9 protein-coding genes are annotated in these 6,532 nt (G+C 65.9%); 5 read left to right on the forward strand and 4 right to left on the reverse strand.

What is annotated here, in order from left to right:
* Positions 1 to 133: 133 nt before the first annotated feature.
* Both DU475_RS22630 and DU475_RS22635 read right to left on the reverse strand, forming a co-directional pair.
* The gene (locus DU475_RS22630) at positions 134 to 676 is read right to left on the reverse strand and encodes a DUF3617 domain-containing protein (protein WP_013504250.1); all 543 of its coding nucleotides are present in this window, start codon (positions 674 to 676) and stop codon (positions 134 to 136) included.
* Positions 677 to 690: 14 nt separating this feature from the next.
* Positions 691 to 981 carry a hypothetical protein gene (locus tag DU475_RS22635; protein WP_164633392.1) on the reverse strand — a complete coding sequence of 97 codons (291 nt, stop codon included), beginning with the start codon at positions 979 to 981 and terminating at the stop codon, positions 691 to 693.
* Positions 982 to 1,147: 166 nt separating this feature from the next.
* On the opposite strand from DU475_RS22635, the gene DU475_RS22640 reads away from it, so the two are divergent.
* From DU475_RS22640 to DU475_RS22655, 4 genes are all read left to right on the forward strand, one after another.
* Complete coding sequence (locus DU475_RS22640; RefSeq protein ID WP_164633393.1) at positions 1,148 to 1,609, forward strand: hypothetical protein; 462 nt, start codon at positions 1,148 to 1,150, stop codon at positions 1,607 to 1,609.
* 103 nt (positions 1,610 to 1,712) lie between these two features.
* On the forward strand, positions 1,713 to 2,420 hold the full coding sequence (locus DU475_RS22645; RefSeq protein ID WP_164633394.1) for a ribonuclease T2 family protein: 708 nt from the start codon (positions 1,713 to 1,715) through the stop codon (positions 2,418 to 2,420).
* A 119-nt stretch (positions 2,421 to 2,539) separates the two neighbouring features.
* The gene (locus DU475_RS22650; RefSeq protein ID WP_164633395.1) at positions 2,540 to 3,508 is read left to right on the forward strand and encodes a bifunctional riboflavin kinase/FAD synthetase; all 969 of its coding nucleotides are present in this window, start codon (positions 2,540 to 2,542) and stop codon (positions 3,506 to 3,508) included.
* The gene (locus DU475_RS22655) at positions 3,505 to 4,062 is read left to right on the forward strand and encodes a sugar O-acetyltransferase (RefSeq protein WP_164633396.1); all 558 of its coding nucleotides are present in this window, start codon (positions 3,505 to 3,507) and stop codon (positions 4,060 to 4,062) included. The genes DU475_RS22650 and DU475_RS22655 overlap by 4 nt, the downstream gene beginning before the upstream one ends.
* Before the next feature lie 7 nt (positions 4,063 to 4,069).
* Here DU475_RS22655 and DU475_RS22660 read toward each other — a convergent pair whose 3' ends face one another.
* Together DU475_RS22660 and DU475_RS22665 are read right to left on the reverse strand one after the other, a co-directional pair.
* Positions 4,070 to 4,516, reverse strand: coding sequence for an RES family NAD+ phosphorylase (locus DU475_RS22660; RefSeq protein WP_164633397.1), 447 nt, complete (start codon positions 4,514 to 4,516; stop codon positions 4,070 to 4,072).
* Between the two features lie 10 nt (positions 4,517 to 4,526).
* On the reverse strand, positions 4,527 to 4,853 hold the full coding sequence (locus DU475_RS22665; protein WP_164633398.1) for an MbcA/ParS/Xre antitoxin family protein: 327 nt from the start codon (positions 4,851 to 4,853) through the stop codon (positions 4,527 to 4,529).
* 157 nt (positions 4,854 to 5,010) lie between these two features.
* Between DU475_RS22665 and DU475_RS22670 the strand changes: the two genes are divergently transcribed.
* A partial coding sequence (locus DU475_RS22670; protein ID WP_246700400.1) for a class I tRNA ligase family protein occupies positions 5,011 to 6,532 on the forward strand: 1,522 nt, incomplete at its 3' end.

Raw genomic sequence — 6,532 nt, forward strand, 5'->3', positions numbered from 1 at the left:
ATGGTTCGAGACGGCGCTACGCGCCTCCTCACCATGAGGTTGTGCGTGTGGCACGCGGTGCGGATCAGCTCTGATTCTATAAAAAGCAGAACTGCTCTAGGGGACGGCTCCGGTGTCGGCCGTTACTTGATCGTTACTTGGCCTTCGGAATCAGCGCCTTGAGCTTTTCGATGTCGGCGATGTTCATCTTCAGTCCGCCCGGCATCACGATGTCGCCCGGCTTCTGACCGTCCTTGCACGGGCCCAGCCATTTGGCTTCCAGCGTCATGCGGCCGTCCTTCGGCAGGCCGGGGAGCGGCTTGTCGGTGTGCGACGTGACTTTGACCGTATAGGCCGAGTTGAAGTCGCCGGTGACCTCGGAATGCGAGGTGGTGCTCATGCCGGCGACGTCGCAAACCGCATCGGTGACGTAGCCGGCCGCAGTCTTCTGCGTCTCCTGCTTGGAGCAGGTCTCGCTCGCCATCGGTTGCAGCGACTTCGTCATCCGCTTGTCGGTGGCTTCGTCGGTGCAATGCAGGATGGTGATGTCCGAGCCGGGGTCGCCGCCGGGCCGTGCCATCTTCAATTCCCACAGGCCGGCCTTGCGGGTTGGCAGCTCGATCGCCTGCGCCGCCGTCGCCGGTGCGGCGAGCAGCATCGGAAGCAGCCAGACAGAACGAAGGCGGCCACGGCTCATCGCTGCGGCTCCGCTCAGTATTTGGTGCGCAGCGGCCGCTCGTCGGCGCCATACGGCACCCAACGGCAGGCGAACGAGATGTAGCCGCCGTAATTGGCCTGGACGCCGAGCAGCTTCACCACCTTGCCGTAGCGGGCGCAGTGATCGATCGCCATGGCGCGGACGTCGGCGTGGCCGATCAGATTGGAGGAGATGATGCCGCCGGTATCATTACCCTTGAACGGTGGCACATAATCGGCGCGCGCCGCCGCGCCCGCCAGCATCGCGCCCAGAACGGCCAAGCCGGCAGCCCCCATCAATCGCATCGCAATCTCCTCATGTCGCTGAAGATGAGTCTAGAACGCCGCCACGAGAATGGAAAGAATGCGTCTCCGTTCCGCATCGGGTTGTGCCGAGGTGTGGCCGGGCCGCACTTGACCTCGGCATGGCTTCGCGGCACCGTCCGCCGCATCGAATTCCGGTGGATGAGCCATGCGATTCATTTCGACGTTGAAAACGCCCGTCGCCGCGGTCGCGGCTCTGCTCTGCCTGTTCGCGCTGGCGCCGACCGCCCAGGCGGCCAATCCGCTCGAGATGAACTTCTGGCTGTCGGGGCCGCGCTACGACGGCAATCTGCCGCCGTGCGAAGCGGCGCTGCCGTCGATCACCCACCAGTTCGCCGAGAAGGAAGGCACCTTCTGGAATTCGGATCTGCGGATCACCGCCTACGGCAAGATCCGCGACGTCGCGTTCCGGCCCTGGCAGAGCGACAACATCCCGCGTCGCTTCTGCGCCGCCGAGGTGCTGCTGAACGACGGCAAGACCCATCCGGTGTATTTCTCGATCATCGAGGACGGCGGTCTGGCCGGCTTCACCGACGGCGTCGAGTTCTGCGTGGTCGGGCTGGACCGCAACTGGGCGTTCAATCCGGCCTGCAAGGCCGCCAAGCCCTGAGCCGGGCAGCGTTGCCACGCCGCAGCGCCATCGACCATTTGGGTTCTTGAACGTTCCTGAGCTCGGGTAGGCTGATCGCACGCCGGCAGCGGGGCCTTGTCGCATGGTTGGATTTATTGGTCGTCGACGGTCGCTGATCGCCGCCTGCGCGGCGCTTGCAGTGCTGTTCGCAGCGCTGGTTGGGGCGCCGGGCGCCGAGGCTCAGGACCGCCGCCAGAATGCACCCGGCGAGTTCGATTTCTACGTGCTGGCGCTGTCGTGGTCGCCGTCCTATTGCGAGCAGGCGTCCGAACGCGGCCTCAGCGGCCGGTCGCAGCAATTGCAATGCGGCGGCCGGCCATTCGCCTTTGTGGTGCACGGGCTGTGGCCGCAATACGAGCGCGGCTTCCCGGAATATTGTGAGCGTCCGGCGCCGCGGCTCGACCGCCGCATCGTCGAGTCGATGCTCGACCTGATGCCGGCGCCGGGTCTGATCTATAATCAATGGGACAAGCACGGCACCTGCACCGGGCTGCCGCAGCGCGGCTATTTCGAGCAGATCCGCAAGGCCCGCGCCGCGGTCCGGGTGCCGCCGGAGTTCATCGACGCCAAGGAGCCGCGCACCGTCACCGCCGAAGAGGTCGAGGACGCCTTCATCAAGGTCAATCCCGGGCTGTCGAACGCCGCGATCGCCGTGATGTGCGACCGCAAGCGGCTCAGCGAGGTGCGGATCTGCATGAGCAAGGATCTGCAATTCCGGGCCTGCGAGGAGATCGACCGCCGCGCCTGCCGCCGCGACCGGCTCGAAGTCCCGCCGCTGCGCGGCGGCTGAGCGAGCGTTTCCGGCTTCAGGCTCGTCAGAGGTGTCCCTGGGCGCTCCACGGCTTGACACCGCGCGCGGCTCCGCGTCACGGTCGCCTCCCCACCCGAAAGCGATGAACTGAATCCCAAATGACAGGCTTTGCCGTAATCCGCGACGAGACGCCGACGGCCGCGATCCCGAAGGGCGCGGTGGTGGCGATGGGCAATTTCGACGGCGTCCACCGCGGCCATCGCGCCGTGATCGGCGCCTGCCTCGACATGGCGCGGATCAAGAAAGCGCCGGCCCTGGCGGTGACGTTCGAGCCGCATCCGCGCAAGTTCTTCAGCCCCGATGTCCCGCAATTCCGCCTCACCGACGAGACCGCCAAGCTGCGGCTGCTGGCCGGCACCGGGCTCGACGGCGCGGTGATCCTGAGTTTCGACGCCCGCCGCGCCTCGACCACGGCGCACGACTTCATCCAGCACGAGCTGATCGGCCGGCTCGGGGTGCAGGGCATTGCGATCGGCTACGATTTCCACTTCGGCAAAGGCCGCGGCGGCTCGCCGTCGATGCTGGTCGGCGAGGCGCCGGCGCTCGGCATCGAGGTCGACGTCCAGCCCCACGTCGATTTCGGCGATCACCCGGTGTCGTCGAGCGCGATCCGCAAATGCCTGGAGGAGGGCCATATCGCCGCCGCCACCGAGATGCTCGGCGGGCCGTGGTTCGTCACCGGCGAGGTGATCCACGGCGACAAGCGCGGCCGCGACCTCGGCTATCCGACCGCCAATATCAGGCTCGACCCGGAGTGCAGCCTGAAGCACGGCATCTATGCGGTGCGGGTCGGCCGCAAGGGCAGGCATTACGACGCGGTGGCGAATTTCGGTCGCCGCCCGACGTTCGACAATGGTGCACCGCTGCTCGAAGTGTTCGTGTTCGATTTCAACGAGCCGCTGTATGGCGAGACGCTCGATGTCGCCTTCATCGCCTTCATCCGCGCCGAGGAGAAGTTCGAGAGCATCGAGGCGCTGATCCGGCAGATGGACGACGACACCGCCCGCGCCCGCGCCGCGCTCGCCGCCGCCGCCGGCGCGTTCCCCAAGCTCGGGACGCTCGGATGAGCCGCACTGAGAAGGGGAAGATGCTGGCGGGCGAGCTGTATCGCCCCGGCAGCCCCGAGCTTGCCGCCGACGAGGCCGCCAACAAGGCCTGGATCGCCCGCTATAATGCGTCCGGCGCGCAGCCGGCGGCGGAGCGGCATGTGCTGTTGTCCGAGCATTTCGGCCATGTCGGCAAAAGTGCGGTGGTGCGGCCGCCGTTCTTCTGCGACTGCGGCTACAACATCTTCCTCGGTGACAACGTCTTCCTCAATTTCAACTGCGTGATCCTGGACATCATGCCGGTCCGGATCGGCGACCGCACCCAGATCGGGCCGGCGGTACAGATCTATGCCGCCGACCACCCGCGCGACGCCGCCACCCGCCGCGACGGCCTGGAATTCGGCCGCCCAGTCACGATCGGCGCCGACGTCTGGATCGGCGGCGGTGCCATCATCCTGCCCGGCATCAGCATTGGCGACGGCGCCGTGATCGGTGCCGGCAGTGTCGTCACCCGCGACGTCGCCCCGCACGCCATCGTCTGCGGCAACCCGGCCAAGCCGCTGGGGAAGGGCTGAAACAGCTCTATTCGCCGATCAGCCGCCGATCGAACGGAGCGTGGATGATCTCGGCGATCGCGATGCCTGCCGCGCCGGGGTGAGCCGGATTGAGCAGGTAGTTGACGGCCTGTGGCACGATGACTGATGGCACCCGGAGCAACGGGTGCGACCCGCGATCGAGCCAATTGTCGCCGATCCGGCGACTTACTTCGAGCCGTTCGGCCCAATCCGAAGGCAGTTCGTCAGCCGCGACGATATCCGTTTCGACCTCGCTCGGGATCGCGACGCGCAGCATTTGGTAGGTCGGAGGCAGAAACTCGCGGTCCATGTGGACGAGCATTTCGAGCAGCGCGCTCGACGGATGATCTGCCAGATAGACGATCCGCCGCCCTCGGCTGTGCCAGCGGCCGCTGGCTCTGAGTCCGCCGGTCCCGGTCAGGTCCGCATAATTCGAGATCCGCCAAAGCTCCACGGCAGGGGACTCAGGCAAAGATTCCGTGGTCGATCTGCTCCAGTTCTTCGCGAACGACCGCAGCGCCGAGTTCGTCACGCAGCAGGTCCACGGGACGCTGTCCGTTCAAGCTGCGGTTCGGACGGCTGAGCCAGCCCTCTGCCTTGGCCGGATCGGCAAAGACCCGGTCCGCCAATGCGCGGATTTCGAGGGTGCGGATCAGGTCTATGGCGGAGTCGACCGATCCACGAAGGGCCTGTCGGGCATCGTCCAGCAATTGGTCGAGGGGACGGCTATCTCCCTCGCGGCGAAGCCTCTTCAATTCCTCAAAAACTTCAGCAGGCGGCCTGACCGACATGGAATTCCTCCATCGATCAATAGATTAGTCTTTTGGAGGGCGGCTGCAACCGGCACCTTGCGGGTGTCCCGCAATCGGCGCATCTCGAAGCAAATTCGATTGCCGGGACGGTTCAATCGGGTTTCCGAAGCCCTCCAAAACCGCTATTCACGCCGCCATGACCGATAAGCCCGCCAAGACCGACGCCGCCCCGAGCGGCAACGACTATTCCAAGACCCTGTTCCTGCCGCAGACGGAGTTTCCGATGCGCGCCGGGCTGCCGCAGCGCGAGCCGGAGCTGCTGAAGCGCTGGGAGGAGATCGACCTCTACGGCAAGCTGCGCGAGGGCGCGAAGGGCCGCGCCAAATTCGTGCTGCACGACGGCCCGCCTTACGCCAACGGTCACATCCATATCGGCCACGCGCTGAACAAGATCCTCAAGGACGTCGTGACCAAGAGCCAGCAGATGCTCGGGTTCGACTCCAACTACGTGCCGGGCTGGGACTGCCACGGCCTGCCGATCGAATGGAAGATCGAGGAAGAGAACTACCGCTCCAAGGGCAAGCCGAAGCCGAACTTCAAGGACTCGGCCGCGATGGTGGCGTTCCGCAAGGTATGCCGCGCCTATGCGCAGAAATGGCTCGACGTGCAGCGCGAGGAGTTCAAGCGGCTGGGCGTGATCGGCGACTGGGATCATCCCTACGCGACGATGAACTACGCCGCCGAGGCGCAGATCGCCCGCGAACTGATGAAATTCGCCGCCAACGGCACGCTGTATCGCGGCAGTAAGCCGGTGATGTGGAGCGTCGTCGAAAAGACCGCTTTGGCCGAGGCCGAGGTCGAGTACGAGGACTACACCTCTGATACGGTGTGGGTGAAGTTTCCGGTCAAGACCGGCGATGCGTCGACCAAGGACGCCAGCGTGGTTATCTGGACCACGACGCCGTGGACGTTGCCGGGCAACCGCGCGATCAGCTTCTCGTCGAAGATCGGCTATGGTCTCTACAAGGTCACCGACGCTCCGGTCGATAACTGGGCCAAGGCCGGCGAGTTGCTGATCCTTGCGGACGCACTCGCCGAAAGCGTGTTCAAGCAGGCGCGCGTCGCGGCCTACGAGAAGGTGATGGACGTCGATGCCGACGTGCTGAAGGCGAGCGAGTGCGCCCATCCGCTGCGCGGTCTCGCTGGCGGCTATGAGTTCACCGTCCCGCTGCTCGACGGCGACCACGTCACCGACGACACCGGTACCGGCTTCGTCCACACCGCGCCGGGCCACGGCCGCGAGGACTTCGATATCTGGATGCACAATGCGCGTGCGCTGGAAGCGCGGGGCATCTCGTCGACCATCCCCTACACCGTCGACGAGAACGGCGCGCTGACCGATCACGCGCCGGGCTTCACCGGCAAGCGGGTGATCAACGACAAGGGCGAGAAGGGCGACGCCAACGAGGCGGTGATCGGCGCGCTGGTCGAGCGCGGCATGCTGCTGGCGCGCGGCAAGCTGAAGCACCAGTATCCGCATTCCTGGCGCTCGAAGAAGCCGGTGATCTTCCGCAACACGCCGCAATGGTTCATCGCGATGGACAAGGACATCCTCCCCCCTCCCCCTTGCGGGGAGGGGTCGGGGGTGGGGGTCCACGGCGGGACGCCATCCTCGGGGCGCCCTCACCCCAACCCTCTCCCGCAAGCGGGAGAGGGGG

Origin of the sequence: Rhodopseudomonas sp. WA056, assembly GCF_010906995.1 — a bacterium.
GTDB classification, from domain to species: Bacteria; Pseudomonadota; Alphaproteobacteria; order Rhizobiales; family Xanthobacteraceae; genus Rhodopseudomonas; species Rhodopseudomonas palustris_G.